Genomic DNA, 20,141 nt, shown 5'->3' with positions numbered 1-20,141 from the left:
TGGTTGGGACAGGTTCTCCAGAAGATAGGGGCTAAACGCTCCTTATATTTTATATGGGTATTAAAATTTACGCACGTCATTCCCGGCTACGACCGGGAATCTCATTATTTAAAGCGGTATAACTTTTATCAGCATTCAAACTTTCATCTGTATTATTTAATGATAACGCTTTCCGTTTAAGATCAATATTTATTTCAATAGCGCAACGATTGTTCTCGAATGTTGAATCAATCAAAAAAGTAATTGCATGGCTGTTGATATTATTGTAGCCATTCTTTTCAAGCAGTGATCTTAACCTGTCTCTTTCATTTTTTATGGTAGCGACGGTAAAGGGTTTCCCGGTTTGTAATAAACTTTCGTTCCTGGTGTTTTTTATAAGCTGGCTTATGTTTACATCCTGTATATTATAGGTTAATTTGCTCAACATAAAGGGTTCATCTTCTGTATTGCTGACAGCACCGGCAACATGCACCTTTCCATCATTCCTGAAAGCCAGCATCATTACAGCAATTAATGGCAATACCAGCAATATTTTCAGCAAGTGCTTTTGCGAAGTGCGTGTTTTATTCATCATATAAATACGTTGTTTGAGCGATGATAATGTAAAACTGCTGGCAATGCTTAACGGAGAATAACCGGTTACGCTCAGTAAAAGATATTGATAGTTTTTCCTGTCGGCCCCATTTTTTAATACGGTATCATCAGCCAGGAATTCAAGGTTTTGTTTAATGGCATGTTTCATCAGCCAGGCAAACGGGTTATACCAGTTGAGCATGCATATAAATTCAGCAATCATAACATCAATGGTATGGTTTTGCTGCGCATGAACAGATTCATGCTGAATAATATCATTCAATTCGTTTTTTGCATGCCTGTACTGGTTGATATAAATATTCCTGCCATAAGAAAAAGGCATAATATCCATATTGAGATGATATAATTTTATTCCGCTGGCTGCCTGTATTAAAACAGCATTGGCCGTTATCTTTCTTAAAGAAATTAATTGCATCATACAATGCAGGAGGCAAACGATAACACCGCTTGCAAACAATGTTACCAGCACTGCAGGAATGGTGCTATTGCTTCCGGCGGGTATATATGCATCTGCCACAGCATGTACATTTATTGATGGAATGCTCCTGATTATCCCTGATGTATTGATGGTTTGCTGCGCAACAAAATAATCCGGCCGCGCAATGGAAAAATGAACGCAAACAAACCGGCAGCCAGCAAATAAAAGCGGTTGCTGTTATAGCTGGTGAGCCGCCTCAGCACAAGCCAGTAGAAAAGATATATCACTGTATATGCTGCGGTTATTTTCATCATGTATTCAAGTAAGGCTGGCATACAGTTATTTTTTATTGTTTTCAATCATATTGATAATATCCTGCAGGTCTTTGGGTTTTAACTTCTTTTGCTTTACAAAAAAATTCACCATTTCCTTATATGAGTTGTTGAAATAGTTTTGAATAAAACCCTGCATGAATGTTTGTTTGTATTCTTCCTCGGAAACATTGGGCGAATAGATATAGGTATTGCCCAGCAATTTGCTTGTAACAAAGCCCTTCTTCTCAAGATTTTTAATAGTGGAAGCAATAGTGGTATATGGGGGTTTGGGAGCGGAAAATTCCTGTAAAAAGGTTTTTACAGAGCCTTCACCGTACTGCCATATTACCTGCATTACTTCTTCTTCCTGCAACGAAAGTTTTTCCATCTACGAATTTTTCGTAAAAATACGAAAGTCCCGTAATTAATAAATAAAATTTGCTTTTTTTTATTTGGAGAAAGAAAAATACCGGTTTTGCAGGTTACTGTGCCGGTTCATTGCTGTCAAACGCAGCTGTTGCAGCATCCAGGTGTTTTATGAATTTATCAATATCAGCGTCATAACCATACTTAATATCACTTAATATTTTCTGGTCAGCCGTAATAAACATATACAAAGGCTGGGCATTGGAACCGAATTTGGTTATTTCGTAATCAAGGTTTTTATCGCCAACATTTTCAACTTCTTCTCCCCTTGCATTCTTATATCTTTCATCAGCGGCTAATTCCGTTGGCTCATCAACATACAGGCTCACAAGCACAAAATTTTCCCTGATGCGTTTCAGCACTTCAGGATCGCTCCATACCTGCGCTTCCATTCTACGGCAGTTAGAACAGGAATAACCCGTAAAATCGAGCATGATGGGTTTATGCAAAGCCTTTGCCGCAGCAATGCCTTCATTCAAATCGAAATAAGCTGTAAGGCCATGCGGCGCTGAAATTTTATCAGCAAACTTTTTAGGCGGCAATGCAGCGGATTTTGCTGCATCATCCCCGTTTGCACTACCGTGTGCTTTTGATAAATTAAAATCGAGCGTATATTCCGGTGGTATCCATCCGCTTAAAAATTTTAAAGGTGCGCCCCACATTCCCGGCAAGAGGTATAAAGCAAATGTGAAGGCCGCTATTGCAAAAAACAGGCGTGTAATATTTATATGCTTCACCTCGCTGTCGTGATAAAACTTAAGCTTGCCCAATAAATAAAGGCCGAGCAATACGGAAAGCACCATCCATATTGCAATAAAAATTTCCCGGTCGAGAAGGCGCCAGTTATAGATCAGGTCAACATTGCTTAAAAACTTTAAGGCCATGGCCAGCTCAATAAAAGCAAAGCTTACCTTAACGGTATTCAGCCACCCACCGCTCTTCGGCATTGAATGCACCAGCGATGGAAACATGGCCAAAACAGTAAAGGGTAAAGCAAGCCCAAAACCAAAACCAAACATGCCCGCTATAGGGCCAATTGAAATGCCTTCTGAAGAAAGATAGCTTAATAACTGCCCGGCTACAATGCCTGTGCAACTAAAGGAAACAATTACCAGCGTAAGCGCCATAAAAAAAATGCCTATGTAACCTTTTTTGCCGGCGAGTTTATCGGTTTGTGTTGACCAGGATGAAGGCAGGGTAATTTCAAACATGCCAAAGAATGAAAGGGCAAATACGATAAAAATGGCAAAGAACAATAAATTGGTTACCGGGTGAATTGAAATCTTGTACAGGGTTGTATCGCCAAAAATCAATGTAAGCAGCGTAGTGGGAATACCATAAATAAGGATGATGCAAAGCGAATAGAACAATGCATTTTTACGGCCCTGTTTTTTACCGCCGTAATGATGCATGAAATACGTTATTGTTACAGGAAATAATGGATACAGGCAAGGCGTGAAAACAGCGATGAGCCCGGCAAGCAGGCCAATCCAGAAAAAATTCACCCAGCTTTTTGGCTTTTTACCTGTGATGTTTATACCGGTTATAGAAGCTTTTTCAGGCGCAACCGCCACATCAAACTTTTCTTCGCCGCTGGGAAATTCATCGCCGCTTTTGCCCAGCCATGCAAAACTGCCTTTAACCACCACGCTGTCTTCCTTTTTTATTTTTAAAGGATAGGCGATGGTTGCCGTATCGGCAAAAGCCCTGAAAGTGGTAGCTGTGCTTTTATCGTTAATTAACTGAAGATTGGATGATTGGATGATGCTTGTATCGGTAAGATATTTTGCAGCATTGCTGTCTAAATTAAGCTGCGATATAAAGGTGTCATCTGTATTCAACGGCTTTGCAGAAAACAATAAAAAACCTGAACCGAGCTTTGCCTTTATTTTAAAATATACGAGTGAATCATTTTTCCTTTCCGTGGAAAAAGAAAAACGGGGCTGATTGCTTTGCGCATGTACCTGAAAACAGCAAGGCAGCAGTATAAGAAATAAAAAAAAACTTCTAATGCAGCGGCTTTGCATTATTGTAGTTGAATAGTGAAGGGGATTGTTTTAGGAGGCATGCACATGGTTTCATTGCAAACCATATACTTAACTGTGCCGGAAAGGTTTGTTTTTACCGGCGATTTTAATTTTACCGTTTGCACAAACGATACCGTTTCTCCATAATATTTCACGTCAATCCCAAAAATTTCATCATGCACCGTTTTAGGCTTGCCGTTTTCTGTGGTTTTGCCATCAATGGTAACCAATGGGTTCTTCTTAAAAGTTACGGTTGTTGGCACCGGCCCGCCATTGGGTGTATTCATGGAATAAATATGCCAGGTCGGCTCAAGCATGGCCGAAATCGTGATGGTATATTCCTTATCTGATTTTTTTGTTGCAGCATAATTCCATTTCACGGGGTCCTGCACCTGCGCATGCAGCGTGGATAATGCGATGAATATGGCAGCTAAGGTGAATGTAAACTTTTTCATTATATCGCTAATTTAAACCTAATTCCTTAAAAATCTGTAAGCCGTCAGTATTGCCCAATGCAACCGAAGCGGCGCGTTCGGGATGAGGCATCATGCCAAACACATTATTCTGTTTATTTTTAATGCCTGCCACATTTCTCACGGCATGGTTCGGGTTAAATGCTTTGTCAATGTTCCCTTTTTCGTCACAATAATAATAAATCACCTGCTTATTGCTTTCAAGCGCGTCAAGCGTTTTTTCATCTGCAAAATACCGGCCATCGCCATGCGCCACAGGTACCTTATACACATTGCCGGCTACATTTTTAAGGTATATGTTTTTGCAAACAAACTGCTGGTTGCCGTTGGGCAATAATACGCCGGGCAGCAGGCCGCTTTCGCATAATATCTGGAAACCATTGCACACGCCCAGCACTTTTCCCCCTTTATTGGCAAATTCAATTACGCTTTGCATCATTGGGCTTAGATGTGCAATGGCGCCGCAGCGCAGGTAGTCGCCAAAAGAAAACCCGCCCGGCAGCACAATGCAGTCATCCGTGCTGAACATGCTGAGGTCTTTGTCTTTATGCCACAGCATAATAACCTCTTTATTCATATCGTTTTGCAATGCATCCTGCATATCCCTGTCGCAGTTAGACCCCGGAAAAACCACAATGCCAAATTTCATATATGTTTTTATTTATCAGCAAATAAATGCGCTAAGCGCAAGGTTACAAAAATAATCTTCCTGGTACTAATATAAGGCTAATACTTTGCAAACCAGTTGTTATATATGGAAAGGCCTACAAGCGCCCAGAAAAAGATAACGGGCAGAATATTCCGGCTGTGCGCAAATGCATAACCGGTATAAGCCGCACCGGGCAATACCACCAGCAATAATACCAAAGGATAAGCGCCTTTTATAAAAAAAACCACGGGCAGCATAAGCAACATGGCCGCAAAAAAAACCGACCAGCTTTTTCTTACCTGTATCAGCGTATTTACACCAGAGCTTTGCACGGAAAAAATGCCCCACAATATGATAAGCGTTGAAACCGAAAATGTAATAATAAACATGATGGGTGGAACCGGCATTTGAATCATATCAAATATTTGCCGGGGCTGCGGCAGAAATTTCAGGTTGCCGGTTAAAAACAGGTAGCTTATTAAAAAATAGGCAGGCGTAAGCAGGCCAAAGAGCAATACAAACCATTCATTTATTTTAAAAGAGCGTATTATCATCAGGGTAAGGAAAGCAATAATTACCAGCGGGAACGATGGATAATACAGGAGAATAGAAAGGCCGCAGAACATGCCGAAATTATAAATAGCAGCTTTGGGCCTGGACGCCGCATACAGGCTGCAGGCGCTATACAATATCCATATAAAGAGATTGCATGCAAATAGGGCCGTGCTTAAAACATTAAACTGCGGCAATAAAGCAGAGAACAGCAAAAATGCCAATGCGGCCGCATTTCCCTGCCTGGAATACATGCGTAATGCATTCAGTACAAAATTCAGTTGCAAAGCCAGCAAAAAAATAAGCAGGATAAACAGCAGCGAAGCCAGGTATGGCTGCGCCTGCTGCAAAGGCCGCAGTATATAATAAAAATAACCGTCTGCCGGGGAAATTACTACATCAGGCGGGTTTAACAGGGAATTTGTATGCAGCCCGAAACAGATGATGATGAGCCAGAAAACAGAAACCGCCGACCTGTCTTTAAATAAGGATATCACTTGTATTGCTTAAAATTCAATTTTGGCAAAGCAAAGATAATTTCTGTATTGACAAGGAATTAAAACGGAACGGCTGCCAATTTGTTTTAAATACCGGGGCATAAACTGGTAACCTCTGTCCAGGCTTTTAAGCGTGGGCGCCTCTGCCCTTTTGCCCTGCGGGTCTATGCTTTGCGCCTGCAACAGTAATGTTCTTTTTTCAAACTGGTTGAAAAGAAAATTGATCTCGCCGGAAGTGATGAATGTGCCGTAACCAATAAAGTTATCTGAGTTATCATCGTATTGCGATTTCGGCACTACGCTGGCCCACTCCATGGCGGCGGTGGAATCAAAAGAAAGCACGGCGATATTATCTGCATAATAACGGTTTATTTGCGGGCCGCCAAAGCCATAAGGGTTCATCCACGGGTAAGAATAATAACCAAAAGGGCTGCCATACATATAAAAATTTGAACTGCCCCAGTATGGGCTGCCATACAGATAGTTCCAGCGGTTATTATACACGCCCCGGCTTGAAGAATAAGCAGATTCAGACAATACGGCAAAGCCCCCGTCTTTCCTCAATATTATACTCTGCAGAAAATAATCATTGAAAGCTGCCCTTGCAGAGCCCTCGCTTTTGGCATTGCTTTTTAACTGGTCGTTAAACTCCAGCAAATTCGAGTTGACGAATGCATTAGTATTGCGGTTCCATAGCGCACAATACAGGCCATCTACATTGCCGCGTTTTTGCTTCTCATAAAACGAAGCAATTAAAACATGCCTGTTAATATTATCCACTTTTACCCTTATATCATCAAGATAAACTTTTGGCACATCTGCCACGTAGGTTGAAATATTGTCGTAGTTAGGCGGCTTCATCATCAGGGTCATGCCCTGTATTGAGCCATTATTGCTGGTAGCAGCGCTGCCTGAAGCTTTTACAAAAACCATCCAGCCATCATTGTCCAGCGCAAATTCTGTAAGAAAATCAACACGTGGCCGTATGGCAATACGCGCTTCATCTTTATTAAGCAGGCTTAACGAAGCGTCGAAGAGGCTGCGGGTAAACAAATAATTCGTTTCATCTTTACTGTTTATCTTGTAAACGCAGATCTTTTGTTTGTCTTCACTATATATTACATTGTATATTTTGTTGCTGGCAAAAAAATTGATTGCCGTTGTGTCTAAAATAACCGGCTCTCCCACTATTTTGCCTTCGCTGTTCATTTTTGCAGCCGTGCAATACACTATATTCCTTTTCTGGTATTGGTATATAAAATAGAAATAATCCCTGTATGCAATGATATCTGAGTTGATGATCTTATCGGGAAGAAAATCCATTTTCACCTTATCTGTAAGCTGCATGCCGTCATCATACACAGAAATACTGGAATTTGAGCGTACCTGTTTATGCACGAGGTACTTATCTCCTATTTTTCCAATTATGTCAAAATCAACAGACCGCACGTCGTCCCTGTCCGGAGGAGAATAAACTATTTTCTGGGCATTTACAATAAAAGGAAAAACGATAACTGCAACAAGGCAAGCCACATATTTTTGAACCATCTGTTATTAATCTTTAAGGCTAACAAATGTAAGGCTTAAAAAAAATCACCTGTTTAAATTAAAAACTAAAAATTTTAAGCCTGCATATAAAACGGGCTTCAAATTATTTCATTATACATTTGCAGTGAATTAACAGAACAAGCACCTAATAAGTGAGTAAGAGCATTAATAAAGTTTCCGCAGCGGGTTTACTTATTGCTTTGGGCATAATTTACGGGGACATAGGCACATCACCTCTTTATGTTTTCAATTCAATAATTTTTGGCAGGCAGGTAACCGAAGGCCTTGTAATAGGCAGCCTCTCCTGTATAATCTGGACGATAACCGTTCAAACCACCATAAAATATGTGTTGCTTATACTGCGCGCCGACAACAAAGGCGAAGGCGGCACTTTTGCATTATATGCCCTGGTAAGGCGAAGGCGCAAATGGCTGGTTATACCTGCCATAATTGGCGGCGCTTCCCTGCTGGCAGACGGCATAATTACGCCGCCCATTTCTATAACTTCTGCCATTGAAGGGCTTAAAAACATTCCAGCCTTTCACTACATTTCGGTAAACACCATCATGTATATAGTGCTTACCATACTGGTGATATTTTTCTTCATGCAGCAATTCGGCACCGGGTCAATAGGCAAAATGTTCGGGCCCATTATGTTTGTATGGTTTACCATGATAGCTGTTTTAGGCTGCGTGCATTTAATGGACGACCTGAGCATTTTTAAGGCTATCAACCCTTATTATGCCATTCGTTTTCTTATATATTATAAAGGTGCATTTATTTTATTAGGCGCCGTATTTCTCTGTACCACCGGCGCCGAGGCGCTTTACAGCGACCTGGGGCATTGCGGCCGCAGCAATATTCGCGTGTCGTGGCTTTATGTAAAAGCCTGCCTGGTGCTTAATTATATTGGCCAGGGCTCTTACCTGCTTGCGCACAGAACGGGCATGACGATAACCCCTTTCCTGAAAGAACAATTGCACCTGAATGCGTTTTACGATCTCATGCCGCAATGGTTTGTAATTATCGGAGTGGTAATAGCTACCAGCGCCGCCATTATTGCAAGCCAGGCAATGATCGCCGGTTCGTTCACGCTGATTGGTGAAGCGCTGCGCCTGAACCTCTGGCCAAAACTGAAAGTGAAATATCCGTCAGAAGCAAAGGGGCAGCTGTTTATACCCACCATGAACCTGCTGATGTTCCTGGGTTGTACGGGCGTTGTGCTGTATTTCAGGGAATCATCAAAAATGGAAGCCGCTTACGGGCTTGCTATTATTGTTACCATGATAGCCACTACCATTTTATTTGCCAATTTTATGGTATTGCACCGGGTAAAGGCTTTCTGGATATATGCTTTCCTCCTGTTCTATCTTGGCGTGGAAGTAACTTTTCTTGCAGCCCTGTCGCACAAGTTCCTGGAAGGCGGTTATATAACCATGCTGATCGCTGCCGTGAATTTTATTATCATGTATGTGTGGTACAGGAGCCGCAAGATAAAGAACAGGTACGTGGAATTTGTGCGGCTGGAACATTATATTCCCATGATTCAGGAATTAAGCAATGATAAATCGGTTCCCAAATATGCCACGCATCTGGTTTATATGACAAGCGCCGGCAATCCTAAAGAAATTGAGCATAAAATCATCTATTCTATTCTCAACAAAAAACCCAAACGCGCCGATATTTACTGGTTTGTGCATGTGGACACGGTGGACGAGCCTTATACCTGCGAATATAGTGTTGACCATATTATACCAAATGATATTATACGGGTTGAATTTCGCCTCGGTTTCAGGGTACAGCAAAAAATAAATCTCATGTTCAGAAAAGTGGTGGAAGATTTGGTTAATAACAATGAAGTAAATATTACCAGCCGCTATGAAAGCCTTGAACGAAACAATGTGGTGGGCGATTTCCAGTTTATCGTAATGGAAAAATATCTTTCACAAGACAATGAACTGCCTTTTCTGGAAAAAATGATTATGAAATTGCATTTCTGGCTGAAAGAAGCCAGCCTGAGCGAAGAAAGAGGCTTTGGGCTCGATCCCAGTTTTGTGACGGTTGAAAAATTTCCTTTGATGATTTCACAAATTCCACAGATATCTTTGCGCCGGGTTTTTGATGAACCAGTAGAAGAAAAAGCCCTGTAACGTTGCCTGCTGTAATTGTTGGATTTAATTTTTGAATGTGAGCAAATACATCAACCGGGTTACAGCATCCGGCCTATTAATAGCATTAGGGATTATTTATGGTGATATAGGTACCTCTCCGCTCTATGTGCTCAATGCAATTGTGAATGGTAAAATTATAACCGAAGGCCTTATTCTTGGCGCCCTCTCCTGCATAATATGGACGCTTACGCTGCAAACAACTGTTAAATATGTAATACTTACTTTAAAGGCCGATAATAAAGGGGAAGGCGGCATTTTTAGTTTATATGCCCTGGTAAGGCGGCAAAAAAAATGGCTTGTTTTGCCGGCAATGATTGGCGGTGCGGCATTATTGGCCGATGGCATAATTACGCCTCCCATTTCAATAACCTCGGCAATAGAAGGTTTAAGGCAAATACCTTTGTTTACCGAAATAACGAGAGGAACCATTGTAATAATTGTACTGATAATACTGGCAGCTTTATTTTTTGTGCAGCAGTTTGGCACAGTTTCAATAGGCAAGCTGTTCGGTCCGATAATGCTGGTCTGGTTTGCCATGCTTGCATTTTTAGGCATGCAGCATATTGCAGACGATTTCTACATTTTTAAAGCTTTAAGCCCGTATTATGCTATTGAATTGCTTACCATTTATCCTGACGGTTTCTGGATATTAGGCGCTGTATTTCTTTGTACTACAGGCGCCGAAGCTTTATATTCCGATATGGGCCACTGCGGCCGCGGCAACATTCGTATTTCATGGATATTTGTAAAAGCCTGCCTCATTTTAAATTACCTGGGTCAGGGCGCATGGCTGCTTGCTCATTACAGGGGCGTTCAGATAAGCGGGGCACTGGCAGAATCTTTTAATGCTTTTTTTGGCATGATGCCGCACTGGTTTAGAATGACTGGTATTGTTATAGCCACCGTTGCCGCCATTATTGCAAGCCAGGCGCTTATTTCCGGCTCATTTACATTAATTGCAGAAGCACAGCGGTTAAACCTTTGGCCTAAAATGAAAATATCTTATCCTACGGATGAAAAGGGCCAGTTATTTATACCCGGCATCAATACACTATTGTTTATTGGCTGTACCGGCATTGTGCTATATTTTCAGAAATCGGGCAATATGGAAGCAGCTTATGGGCTTGCCATTACCATTTGTATGATAAGCACCTCCATTCTTTTTGCCAATTATATGGCCACAAAAAGGAGTGGTAATTTCTGGATTGTTTTATACCTGCTGGTTTACCTTGCCATTGAGGTTTCTTTTTTAATAGCCAATCTTCAAAAGTTTCCGCATGGCGGTTTTGTAACATTATTGGCAGGCGGCTTATTGTTTCTTGTAATGTACACCTGGTACAGAAGCCGCAAAATTAAAAACAGGTATGTGGAATTTGTAAAGCTTGAACATTATATTCCCCTGATACAGGAACTAAGCAACGACAAATCCATCCCCAAATATGCTGCGCACCTGGTTTATTTAACCAGCGCTAATAACCATAAAGAAATTGAGCATAAGATCATTTATTCCATTCTTAATAAAAAGCCCAAACGTGCCGATATTTACTGGCTTATACATATTGATACGCTCGACGACCCTTATACCTGCGATTATTATGTGGAGCATATTATTCCCAACGATATTATACGGGTTGAATTCAGGTTAGGTTTCCGCGTACAGCAAAGGGTTAGCCTTATGTTCAGGAAAGTGCTGGAAGAACTGGTGAATAATAATGAAGTGAATATTACAAGCCGTTATGAAAGCCTTGGAAAAAATAATATAGCAGGCGACTTTCAGTTTATTGTGATGGAAAAATTTCTGAGCAACGATAATGATTTGCCATTCCTCGAAAAAATAATCATGAAATTTCATTTATGGTTAAAAGACCTTAGCCTGAGCGAAGAAAGGGGTTTTGGCCTTGACTCCAGTTTTGTGACCATTGAAAAATTCCCGCTTATCGTTTCGCCCACACCTCCTGTAAAACTGGAAAGGATCTATACAGAGCAGGATTGATGATTTGATTGCAATAAATCAATGTTCAATTGTGAGCCCCCAAAAAATGATTAGTGAATATTGATTGCTGGGCATTGATTATTGATTGTTGAATATTTACAGCATCAACCAGGTTGTACATTAAATAATCATTTCCGTTACATTCTCATCAATCAGCAGTTTCCCTGCAGTTTTAGCCTTTACTTCCTCTATACTTACACCAGGCGCCACTTCTCTTAATAAAAACCCTTCAGGCGTAATATCTATAACGGCAAGTTCGGTAACTATTTTTTTTACACACGCAAGCCCGGTTAAAGGCAGGGTGCATTTTGGCAGCAGTTTGCTTTCACCCTTTGGGTTTGTATGCTGCATGGCAACAATTATATTTTTCGCGCTTGCCACCAGGTCCATAGCGCCGCCCATGCCTTTTACCATTTTGCCCGGAATTTTCCAGTTGGCTATATCGCCTTTTTCACTCACTTCCATAGCGCCTAAAACAGTGAGGTCAATTTTACCGGCGCGTATCATGCCAAAACTTTCTGCGCTGTCAAAAAAAGCGCCGCCTTTAATTATGGTTACGGTTTCTTTTCCGGCATTAATCAGGTCAGCATCAATGTCTTCCTCCAAAGGATAAGGGCCCATACCCAGTATGCCATTTTCGCTTTGCAGCACCACCGTTAATCCTGCGGGAATAAAATTTGAAACCAAAGTAGGAATACCAATGCCCAGGTTTACATACATACCGTCTTTTAATTCGCGGGCTATGCGCTTTGCTATGCCATATTTATCTAAAGCCATTTTTGAATTTACAATTTCAGTTTACGAATTACGGTTTCTTACTGAATTTTCACGGTACGGCGCTCAATGCGCTTTTCATAATTGCCGCCTTTGAATATGCGGTGCACATAAATACCGGCTACATCAATATTATCAGGATCAAGACCGCCAGGCTCCACCAGTTCTTCCACCTCCGCTATGGTAATATCACCGGCTTTGGCCATTGAAGTAGAAAAATTCCTTGTTGTTTTTCTAAAGATAAGATTGCCCATTGTATCGCCTTTCCATGCTTTTACAAAAGCATAGTCTGCATGCAGGGCATATTCCATCAGGTAATGTCTATTATTAAAAACCTGCACTTCTTTTCCTTCGGCTATTTCTGTTCCATAACCGGCCGGGGTAAAAAAAGCAGGAATGCCCATGCCTGCCATTTGTATGCGTGTGGCCAGTGTGCCTTGCGGCACCAGGTTAACTTCCAGTTCCCCGGAAAGCAATTGCCTTTCAAATTCTGCATTTTCGCCCACGTAGCTGCTTATCATTTTTATTATTTGTTTTGTTTTTAGCAACAGGCCCAGGCCAAAATCATCAACACCTGCATTATTGGATATGCAGGTTAATTGCTTTACATTTTTTTCTTTTAAAGCAGCTATTAAATTTTCGGGAATACCGCAAAGGCCAAAACCGCCAAACATAATTACTGCGCCGTCTTCGATATCAGATATGGCAGAGGCGGCGTTATCAAAAACTTTTTTCATACATCCAGGTTAGGAATGCAAGGTAAAATGAAAATGATCAATAGGCAGCGCTGAAATTATATAGGGCGCATTTCAAATTTTCGCAGGCGGGTGGAGACATCATAGCCGTCAACTTAAGCCCGAAGGGCTCAAACCCTGCCTGCCGGCAGGCAGGGTTCAATAGCCCAAATAAAATCCAGGGGAATGAAGCAGAAAATAAGCATTAAGGCTGATATTCCACCACCACTTTTGCATTTTTCTGTGTATCGCTCGACACAAATAACTGGTACCGCTTGCCGCCTGTTGTTATAATCATTAAAGCGGTATTTGGCGGAATGGAGCCGAGATTGTCTGCCACCATCACAAACTCGTGCATGGTATTGCCGGCATCAGCTTTTACATTAATAACAACCGGTTTATCCGTAAGGCCTTTTTTCCAGGCAATCACCTTGTTATTGTGATACACCGTAATGGTATCGCCATCAATATCGCCATTATCGTACAACTCAATTTTTATATCGGGCGAATTGGTGGTAATGGTTTTAATAAGCGGGTTGCTTCTTGTTTTAATTACATCCGGCACTGGAACTTCCTTATGCACAACATCCGGCGCCTGTGCGGGCGGCTGCGTTTTCACAACCGTATCCGGCTTTGCGACAGGCGGGTTTACCGGGGTTGCATTTTTTGAGGCTGCATTTGCTTTTTTAATACGGCTTATCAAATCATTCACCTGGCTGGTATTGGCTACATCCGGTTCACCGTTAAAATCAGGCAGTTTCTTTTTAAGGGCGGCAATTGTTTTGGGGCCAGCTACGCCATCGGCCGGAACATCCAGGGCAGCTTGCAATCTTTTTGTATTTGCTTTGGCAATATCATTTGCCGGCGCAGGTGTGGCGGCCGGAGGTAGCGGCGCTGATGTATTTGCTTTTTTAATGCGGTCAACCAGTTTATTAATAGCATCGGTATCATTAAAATCGGGCGCATCGCTTACATCGGGCAGCTTTCTTTTAAGCGCAGCCATGGTTTTGGGGCCGGCTACGCCATCGGCCGGAACGCCCAATGCCGATTGCAATTTCTTTGTATTGGAAGCTGCTATATTATTTTTATTGGAGGGTTTGGGGCCAATACGGTCTTCCGGCGAAGGAGCGCCAGGCTTTTTTTTGAGCAGAAAATCTTCTTTTTGAAAATCTGATTCTTCTACTCTTTCCAGGTAAACGGTGCCACTGCCACAATCTGTTTTACTGTTTATATTTATGCTTGTAAATGTACCGCTGAGCGTTTCTTTTCCATTTTCCTTTGCATATTCCAGGTCGCAGGTCATGGCGCAGGCATCACTGCCCCTCTCCATTTTCAGTTCAACCAGCTTCAGTTCCTTTATAAGGGCGCTTCCGGTTTTAGGGAACCATATTCCTTCAAAAATGGCTTTACCATAAAAAACCGTGGTACGATAGGAATAAGTTACACCCCTTATGGAGTTATTGTTTTGCTGGTCTATCTGCACTTCATATTTGTAATATTCCTGAAAAGGGGGCTTCCCTGCATAAAAACTGCCGCGCCAGATACCGGTTAAATTTTGGGCAAAAGCCGGGCACAGAAAAATCGTTAGCAATAGAATAAAAAGAAAGCGCTTCATGTTACAAATCTAATTTTCAGCATTAAAAGGAAGCGTTAAGGTTTGAATTAACAGCACAAACTGCATTCAGCGTGGTTTCCATACTACTTCAGCCATACCCAGTTGCCGTGCGGTAAAGCGGGCCAGCACAAAAAGATAATCGCTTAAGCGGTTAAGATATTTAACAATAAGCGGTTCAATAAATAATTCTTGCTGCTGCATATTTACACATAAGCGCTCCGCCCGCCGGCAAACACAACGGGCAATATGCGTGGATGAAACAGCCGCGTGGCCGCCCGGCAGAATAAAGTTTTTCATAACGGGCAGGCTTTCATTCATGCCGTCTATTTCTTTTTCAAGCAGAACAATGTCATCTTCCCATAGATCGGGAATATGCATGCCTGTTTCCTTTTCCGGATCGCAGGCAAGCGATGAACCAATAACAAATAAACGATCCTGCACCTGTTTTAAAATATCGCGCTGATGCGCATCGGGCATATAATCCGTTACGAGGCCTATATGTGAATTTAATTCATCAACCGTGCCATAGGTTTCTATACGGATATCGTTTTTGAAAACCTTTGTTCCGCCAATAAGAGCCGTCTTTCCCTTGTCGCCGGTTTTTGTATAAATTTTTGCTGACATAAGGTAAAGGTAAACACTTGCCTGTAATGCAGGCCGGGGTTTTGGATAGCCTGCCAGCAGCATGAAATCTATTTGGAACGCAGCCAGCTTTCCGGGTTAAGATAACCGCCGCTGCTGTTTTCAACCATAAAAATTACTTCCCCATCACCATCCTGGCCGCGGTCTGCAGCGCCAAGCACCGTACCGGCATGCACCTCTGTGCCTGAGCTAACTTTTATATTGTTAAGGTTGCTGTATGCCGTAAAATATTTACCATGCCTTATTACAACAGCCTGGCCATTGCCCATATCGAACACGCCGGATACCACCCCGTCTGCAACAGATTTAACGGAGGTGCCGAGCGGCACCGAGATATTTATACCGGAATTATTTCCTACTATTTTGGTGCCCGGCACCGTATAGGAACCAAAAGGAATGCTTACCACACCCGAACTTACAGGCCAGGGCAAACTGCCCCTTCTTGTTTCAAAATTGATAGAAGTTATTTTATCCTCTTCTGTTGACTCGAGCACATTATAAACACGGTTGCTTTTAGGCGCTGCATTATTGCCGGATGCCGCCGGTGTTGCAGCGTCTGTGGGCGTTTTGGGATTATCCGTGGCAGCCGTGCTGTTTGAAGGGGCATTGGCTTTAGCTGCGGCGGCAGCTTCTCTTTTTCTTTGTTCTTCCAAAGCCTTTAAACGAGCGGCTTCCTTACGTTTCGCCTCAGCAATTTCGCGGTTGATGATAGCCTGCAAAGCGCCTTTTAACTTCTGCTGGTTGCGCTGGTTTTGTTTTATCTGCAGGGCAACATCGCTTTCACGGCCTTTCAGGTCTTTCAAAACATCATCCTGTTCTTTCCGGTCTTCCTGTAAAACACCCAACTGCTTGCCCTGCTCAACCAATGTAGATTTTTTTTCTTCTTTGTTTGATGTAAGCTGCCCGATCTTTTGTTCAATTACCGCCTGAGTTTTTTTAATGGTGCTTACCTGCGTTTCGCGGTATTCCCGGTAGCTTTTCAGGTATGCAACCCGTTTAACAGCATCATTAAAACTTGTAGCAGAAAATATAAAGTTGAGGTAATCGTAGTTACTGCGGTTTTTATAGGCAAATACCAGGCTCTTGGCATAATTCATTTTAAGTGAATCAAGCTCCCGCCTCATCCTGTTTATATCAAGCTGGCTGGTATAGATCGTGTTGTCAAGCCGCTTTAAATCTTTATTGATATTATTGATAAGCGCATTGCGGGCAGCAATTTTTCTCTGCACCAGCGCCAACTGGCTCAGCGACTTTTTTTTGCTTGATTTAATCTGGTTTAACGTGCTGTTTAGTTCAGCAATCTCGCGTTGCAGTTGCTGCTGTTTCTTTTGTATATCTTCTTTGCTTTCATCCTGCGCAGCCGCCGCCAATGCTATGCTTAAGCATATAAAAGCTGCAAACAGTTTTTTTATCATGAACAGGTATTGTTTGAGGTGATTGCCGCTAAATTAACGATACCAAAGGCTTAATCGTATTTAACACGGTAATTTTTTGAAATTGTAAACACAAAACTCTGCGGCTGGTTGAAATTATAGTCTTTAAAATTCAGTGTAAGGCTTGATGGGGTTTTGCCGGTTACTGCAATGTCCCTGCCGGCAGAAAAGCTAATACTATCAACTGTATGATAATCGTTATAAAAAATGTTAGCGCCGGTTACATCGCTGTTATTAATGGTTTGAAAATTACTTTGCCCCAGCAAAAATCCATTTCTTGTAAACGAATACATATAACGCAGCATTTCATCTGCCTTTGTAACGGTGATAGAATCTTTTTTAACCTGGAAATTATTGCTGCCATTCAATACGGCTTTGCCTAAAATGATATGCTGAAACTCGCTGAAACCAAGCGGCAGCTTCGTTACTTTCTGAAGATTTTTTATACTGCTTAGCTGCACGGTATTCTCCAGCTTGTTTATTATTTTAACACTGTCGGGCGTAACCAAAACCCTTGCACCTTCAATATTAAGCGGCCCTGTTATTGAAATCCAGATAATGCTGTCTCTAAGCATTTTTATGTAAACGGTGGCACTGCCGGCCATCTTCGGAGAGCTGAAGCTTGCCTTGGCCCGGCCATAAAATGTAGTAAAATTTAAAGGCACATTGGCCACATCCATCAATTGATTTTTCAAAATCTCTGCTGAATCAACCGGCTTTAACTTAACGGCCGGCGATGAGCTTATGGCTGAATCATTAACCGTTCGCTGTGCTTTTTTTGCAGTACGGCAACCAATGCCTGCTATCAACCCAAAAACCATAATGATAAAAAATATGCTCTTCATGCTTTTATTTTCCTGTGTGGCCAAACCCGCCATCGCCACGTTTGGATTCATTTAAAATTTCCACTGCTTCCCAGGCTGCCTTTACAACCGGCTGAATAACCAGTTGGGCAATTCTTTCGCCATGCTGTATGGTAAACGCTTCGCCGGAAAGGTTAATCAGAATTATTTTCAATTCGCCTCGGTAATCACTGTCAATGGTGCCGGGCGTATTTAAGCAGGTAATGCCGTGTTTAATGGCCAGCCCGCTGCGCGGCCTTACCTGCGCCTCATAACCCAAAGGCAATTCAATAAACAGGCCAGTTGGAATTAATGCCCGCTGCATGGGCAATAGATTAACAGGAAATTCCAGGCTGGCCCTCAGATCCATGCCCGATGAACCTTCCGTTTCATACGCCGGCAATGCGTTTGCGGAATTGTTGATGATTTTGATGCTAACAGACTGCATTGTTATTTTAATTTTTAAAACACTCAATATTCAATACGCAATAATCCCCGCCTGACGGACGGGCAGGAATGTTCAATTATGAACGCTTCGAAAAAATGAACATTGAATATTGATTGTTGAGCATTGATTATTCTTCTTCCAATTTTTCCAGCAGCACCGATGCATACGCCACCACGCCTTCTTCCCTTCCCACAAAACCCAGCCTTTCTGTTGTAGTGGCTTTAATGGAAACGTCTTTTTCATTCAGCCCTAAAATATCCGCAATTGCTTTTTGCATTTGCGGAACATACGATTTTATCTTGGGCGCCTGCAGGCACAGGGTGCTGTCTATATTCACCACCTTATAATTTTCTTTTTGTATAACCCGGCTCGTTCTTGCCAGCAATATCTTGCTGTCAATGCCTTTAAATTCATCAGACGTATCTGGAAAATGTTCGCCAATATCGCCCAAACAGGCAGCGCCCAGCATGGCATCGCAAACAGCATGCAGTAAAACATCCGCATCACTGTGGCCAACCGCGCCTTTTGTATGCGGTATTTTTATACCGCCAAGCCAGAAATCCCGGCCTTCTTCCAGCCTGTGAAAATCTATGCCCGAACCTATCCTGATATTCATAATTGTTATATGCTGCCGCTAAGGCGCCGGGACACAAAAAAGTTTAAATGATAAACCTGAGCCTTTGTGACATATCCTTTTAAACCGGCCTTTTAAGTTTTATGAAAAAAGCGAAGGTAACCGCCTTCGCCTTAAACTTTATTTAAATTGTATTGAAATAATGTTATTCCTGTTCACCAAAATCAAATAAAAGGCTGAAGCGCAAGGTATTTGACAGGGGGTTTCTTGTAACACCATTGCCGGACGGGGCCAGATAAGAGAAGTTAAAACCATATATCTGGTATTTTAAACCCACGCCGGCCGTAAAATAACTGCGGTTGCCCATTTGCTTTGTTTCCTTATAATAGCCTGCGCGTAGCGAAAACATATTATCATACGTATATTCTGCGCCCAAAGAACCTGAGTAAGCATTATCACTAAACGATTTAAACCAGCTGCTGAAAACGCTTTGTGCATGGTATTCATTACGTGCATCTTCAGAGGTGTCAGTGGGAAATGCAGGTACCAGCAATTTATTTACTTCGGCGGTAAGTGTAAGCTTATGTATTTCCTGGAAGGCCCAGGTATAAGCGCCGCCAATGCCCATATTAGCAGGAATGAAGTCTTTGGTTTCAGCATTATCAGTATAACCGATTTTGCCGCCAAGGTTGGAGAGGGAAACACCGTATCTGGCCCCCTGCCCGTTTTCATCCGTATCGTCACCGAATAATGAAAGATCGGCGGCAATGGTGCTCCCGGCCTTATAGGCAACACCGTTATTTGGCGGGGCGCCGTTTGCTAAATCAGAATTGATATATCTCAATGCTACGCCCAAACCCAGTGTGCCGGATATTTTTCTTGAATATCCCAGGTCAAGGGAAAATTCAAACGGCCGGCCGGAACCGGTTGGTGTGCCCGTATAATCCGTAAAGTCAATTTGGCCCAAATTAAAATATCTTATGCCCGCAGAAAAAGCCTGGTCTTCATCCAGCTTATGATAACCTGCCAGTGTAATCATGTACACATCTTTGGCAATATCGGGCAGCCAGGGCGTATAAGTTACACTTATTGCTGTTGGCGATGCGGCAAAAGGCGTTTTGGCAATATTCCAGTAAGCTGCATTGGCATCCGGAGAAATTGCTATACCTGCATCGCCCATACCGCCGGCACGGGCATCGGGCGAAATTCTAAGAAAAGGCGTGGCTGTTGTTATGATATTGGTTTGTGCAATACCGGAAGACAGAAAACAGCAACCTGCAAGCAACCAACAAGCCGGCAGCAGTAATTTTTTTAGCATCATTTGTATGTTTTAATCATTTTGGTTTTATCGTCACATTGGCTTTTAGGGCTAACAACTGACTAATGGGTATAATTTTTTCGATAGGAAAGTATTTAG

Annotated in this window: 19 protein-coding genes; 2 read left to right on the top strand and 17 right to left on the bottom strand. The window is 42.2% G+C overall.

Translation table 11 applies throughout. The annotated features are described in order from the left end of the window. Positions 1-76: 76 nt before the first annotated feature. From QM629_RS03390 to QM629_RS03355, 8 genes are all read right to left on the bottom strand, one after another. Positions 77-1,111 carry a M56 family metallopeptidase gene (locus QM629_RS03390; protein WP_415157194.1) on the bottom strand — a complete coding sequence of 345 codons (1,035 nt, stop codon included), beginning with the start codon at positions 1,109-1,111 and terminating at the stop codon, positions 77-79. A 32-nt stretch (positions 1,112-1,143) separates the two neighbouring features. Beyond that, the gene (locus QM629_RS03385) at positions 1,144-1,347 is read right to left on the bottom strand and encodes a hypothetical protein (RefSeq protein WP_415157192.1); all 204 of its coding nucleotides are present in this window, start codon (positions 1,345-1,347) and stop codon (positions 1,144-1,146) included. 4 nt (positions 1,348-1,351) lie between these two features. Continuing rightward, a complete protein-coding gene (locus tag QM629_RS03380; protein ID WP_415157190.1) occupies positions 1,352-1,714 on the bottom strand; it encodes a BlaI/MecI/CopY family transcriptional regulator in 363 nt (120 codons plus the stop codon). 94 nt (positions 1,715-1,808) lie between these two features. Continuing rightward, positions 1,809-3,779, bottom strand: a complete 1,971-nt coding sequence (locus tag QM629_RS03375; RefSeq protein ID WP_415157188.1) for a protein-disulfide reductase DsbD family protein — start codon at positions 3,777-3,779, stop codon at positions 1,809-1,811. Next, on the bottom strand, positions 3,779-4,234 hold the full coding sequence (locus QM629_RS03370) for a protein-disulfide reductase DsbD domain-containing protein (protein ID WP_415157186.1): 456 nt from the start codon (positions 4,232-4,234) through the stop codon (positions 3,779-3,781). The genes QM629_RS03375 and QM629_RS03370 overlap by 1 nt, the downstream gene beginning before the upstream one ends. A 7-nt stretch (positions 4,235-4,241) precedes the next feature. Further along, a complete protein-coding gene (gene purQ / locus QM629_RS03365) occupies positions 4,242-4,901 on the bottom strand; it encodes a phosphoribosylformylglycinamidine synthase I (RefSeq protein WP_415157184.1) in 660 nt (219 codons plus the stop codon). Between the two features lie 77 nt (positions 4,902-4,978). Continuing rightward, complete coding sequence (locus QM629_RS03360; protein WP_415157182.1) at positions 4,979-5,950, bottom strand: hypothetical protein; 972 nt, start codon at positions 5,948-5,950, stop codon at positions 4,979-4,981. A 9-nt stretch (positions 5,951-5,959) separates the two neighbouring features. Beyond that, positions 5,960-7,498, bottom strand: coding sequence for a hypothetical protein (locus QM629_RS03355; RefSeq protein WP_415157180.1), 1,539 nt, complete (start codon positions 7,496-7,498; stop codon positions 5,960-5,962). Positions 7,499-7,650: 152 nt separating this feature from the next. Here QM629_RS03355 and QM629_RS03350 point away from each other — a divergent pair, with 152 nt between their 5' ends. Together QM629_RS03350 and QM629_RS03345 are read left to right on the top strand one after the other, a co-directional pair. Continuing rightward, positions 7,651-9,648 (top strand): KUP/HAK/KT family potassium transporter, encoded by a 1,998-nt coding sequence (locus QM629_RS03350; RefSeq protein ID WP_415157178.1) that lies wholly within the window; start codon positions 7,651-7,653, stop codon positions 9,646-9,648. 37 nt (positions 9,649-9,685) lie between these two features. Continuing rightward, on the top strand, positions 9,686-11,662 hold the full coding sequence (locus QM629_RS03345; protein WP_415157176.1) for a KUP/HAK/KT family potassium transporter: 1,977 nt from the start codon (positions 9,686-9,688) through the stop codon (positions 11,660-11,662). 120 nt (positions 11,663-11,782) lie between these two features. On the opposite strand, the gene QM629_RS03340 is transcribed toward QM629_RS03345, so the two are convergent. The 9 genes from QM629_RS03340 to porV all read right to left on the bottom strand — a co-directional run bounded on the left by QM629_RS03340 (position 11,783) and on the right by porV (position 20,045). Further along, positions 11,783-12,439, bottom strand: a complete 657-nt coding sequence (locus QM629_RS03340; RefSeq protein ID WP_415157174.1) for a 3-oxoacid CoA-transferase subunit B — start codon at positions 12,437-12,439, stop codon at positions 11,783-11,785. Between the two features lie 38 nt (positions 12,440-12,477). After that, positions 12,478-13,173 (bottom strand): CoA transferase subunit A, encoded by a 696-nt coding sequence (locus QM629_RS03335; RefSeq protein ID WP_415157172.1) that lies wholly within the window; start codon positions 13,171-13,173, stop codon positions 12,478-12,480. Between the two features lie 202 nt (positions 13,174-13,375). Beyond that, positions 13,376-14,785: a hypothetical protein gene (locus QM629_RS03330; RefSeq protein ID WP_415157170.1), complete on the bottom strand. Its 1,410-nt coding sequence runs from the start codon at positions 14,783-14,785 to the stop codon at positions 13,376-13,378. A 66-nt stretch (positions 14,786-14,851) separates the two neighbouring features. After that, the gene (locus QM629_RS03325) at positions 14,852-15,409 is read right to left on the bottom strand and encodes a cob(I)yrinic acid a,c-diamide adenosyltransferase (RefSeq protein ID WP_415157168.1); all 558 of its coding nucleotides are present in this window, start codon (positions 15,407-15,409) and stop codon (positions 14,852-14,854) included. Positions 15,410-15,477: 68 nt separating this feature from the next. Further along, positions 15,478-16,842, bottom strand: coding sequence for a murein hydrolase activator EnvC family protein (locus tag QM629_RS03320; protein WP_415157166.1), 1,365 nt, complete (start codon positions 16,840-16,842; stop codon positions 15,478-15,480). A 50-nt stretch (positions 16,843-16,892) separates the two neighbouring features. Further along, positions 16,893-17,705 carry a DUF4292 domain-containing protein gene (locus tag QM629_RS03315; protein ID WP_415157164.1) on the bottom strand — a complete coding sequence of 271 codons (813 nt, stop codon included), beginning with the start codon at positions 17,703-17,705 and terminating at the stop codon, positions 16,893-16,895. A 4-nt stretch (positions 17,706-17,709) separates the two neighbouring features. Next, positions 17,710-18,150, bottom strand: coding sequence for a dUTP diphosphatase (gene dut / locus QM629_RS03310; RefSeq protein WP_415157162.1), 441 nt, complete (start codon positions 18,148-18,150; stop codon positions 17,710-17,712). A gap of 127 nt (positions 18,151-18,277) precedes the next feature. After that, entirely contained in the window at positions 18,278-18,766 is a 489-nt protein-coding gene (gene ispF / locus QM629_RS03305) for a 2-C-methyl-D-erythritol 2,4-cyclodiphosphate synthase (RefSeq protein ID WP_415157160.1), read from the bottom strand. 163 nt (positions 18,767-18,929) lie between these two features. Beyond that, positions 18,930-20,045 carry a type IX secretion system outer membrane channel protein PorV gene (porV, locus tag QM629_RS03300; RefSeq protein WP_415157158.1) on the bottom strand — a complete coding sequence of 372 codons (1,116 nt, stop codon included), beginning with the start codon at positions 20,043-20,045 and terminating at the stop codon, positions 18,930-18,932. Between the last annotated feature and the right edge of the window lie 96 nt (positions 20,046-20,141).

The organism is Parafilimonas sp. (assembly GCF_047606085.1).
In the GTDB taxonomy this organism is placed as follows: domain Bacteria; phylum Bacteroidota; class Bacteroidia; order Chitinophagales; family Chitinophagaceae; genus Parafilimonas.
Note: the sequence above shows the minus strand (reverse complement) of the source record. Positions and strands in the feature narration are given on the sequence as shown.

What these genes read in the sequence shown, in the direction of transcription:
- QM629_RS03385 (WP_415157192.1), bottom strand. Translation starts at nt 1,347, where the DNA reads ATGCCAGCCTTACTTGAATACATGATGAAAATAACCGCAGCATATACA.
- QM629_RS03380 (WP_415157190.1), bottom strand. Translation starts at nt 1,714, where the DNA reads ATGGAAAAACTTTCGTTGCAGGAAGAAGAAGTAATGCAGGTAATATGG.
- QM629_RS03375 (WP_415157188.1), bottom strand. Translation starts at nt 3,779, where the DNA reads ATGCAAAGCCGCTGCATTAGAAGTTTTTTTTTATTTCTTATACTGCTG.
- QM629_RS03370 (WP_415157186.1), bottom strand. Translation starts at nt 4,234, where the DNA reads ATGAAAAAGTTTACATTCACCTTAGCTGCCATATTCATCGCATTATCC.
- purQ (WP_415157184.1), bottom strand. Translation starts at nt 4,901, where the DNA reads ATGAAATTTGGCATTGTGGTTTTTCCGGGGTCTAACTGCGACAGGGAT.
- QM629_RS03355 (WP_415157180.1), bottom strand. Translation starts at nt 7,498, where the DNA reads ATGGTTCAAAAATATGTGGCTTGCCTTGTTGCAGTTATCGTTTTTCCT.
- QM629_RS03340 (WP_415157174.1), bottom strand. Translation starts at nt 12,439, where the DNA reads ATGGCTTTAGATAAATATGGCATAGCAAAGCGCATAGCCCGCGAATTA.
- QM629_RS03335 (WP_415157172.1), bottom strand. Translation starts at nt 13,173, where the DNA reads ATGAAAAAAGTTTTTGATAACGCCGCCTCTGCCATATCTGATATCGAA.
- QM629_RS03330 (WP_415157170.1), bottom strand. Translation starts at nt 14,785, where the DNA reads ATGAAGCGCTTTCTTTTTATTCTATTGCTAACGATTTTTCTGTGCCCG.
- QM629_RS03325 (WP_415157168.1), bottom strand. Translation starts at nt 15,409, where the DNA reads ATGTCAGCAAAAATTTATACAAAAACCGGCGACAAGGGAAAGACGGCT.
- QM629_RS03320 (WP_415157166.1), bottom strand. Translation starts at nt 16,842, where the DNA reads ATGATAAAAAAACTGTTTGCAGCTTTTATATGCTTAAGCATAGCATTG.
- QM629_RS03315 (WP_415157164.1), bottom strand. Translation starts at nt 17,705, where the DNA reads ATGAAGAGCATATTTTTTATCATTATGGTTTTTGGGTTGATAGCAGGC.
- dut (WP_415157162.1), bottom strand. Translation starts at nt 18,150, where the DNA reads ATGCAGTCTGTTAGCATCAAAATCATCAACAATTCCGCAAACGCATTG.
- ispF (WP_415157160.1), bottom strand. Translation starts at nt 18,766, where the DNA reads ATGAATATCAGGATAGGTTCGGGCATAGATTTTCACAGGCTGGAAGAA.
- porV (WP_415157158.1), bottom strand. Translation starts at nt 20,045, where the DNA reads ATGATGCTAAAAAAATTACTGCTGCCGGCTTGTTGGTTGCTTGCAGGT.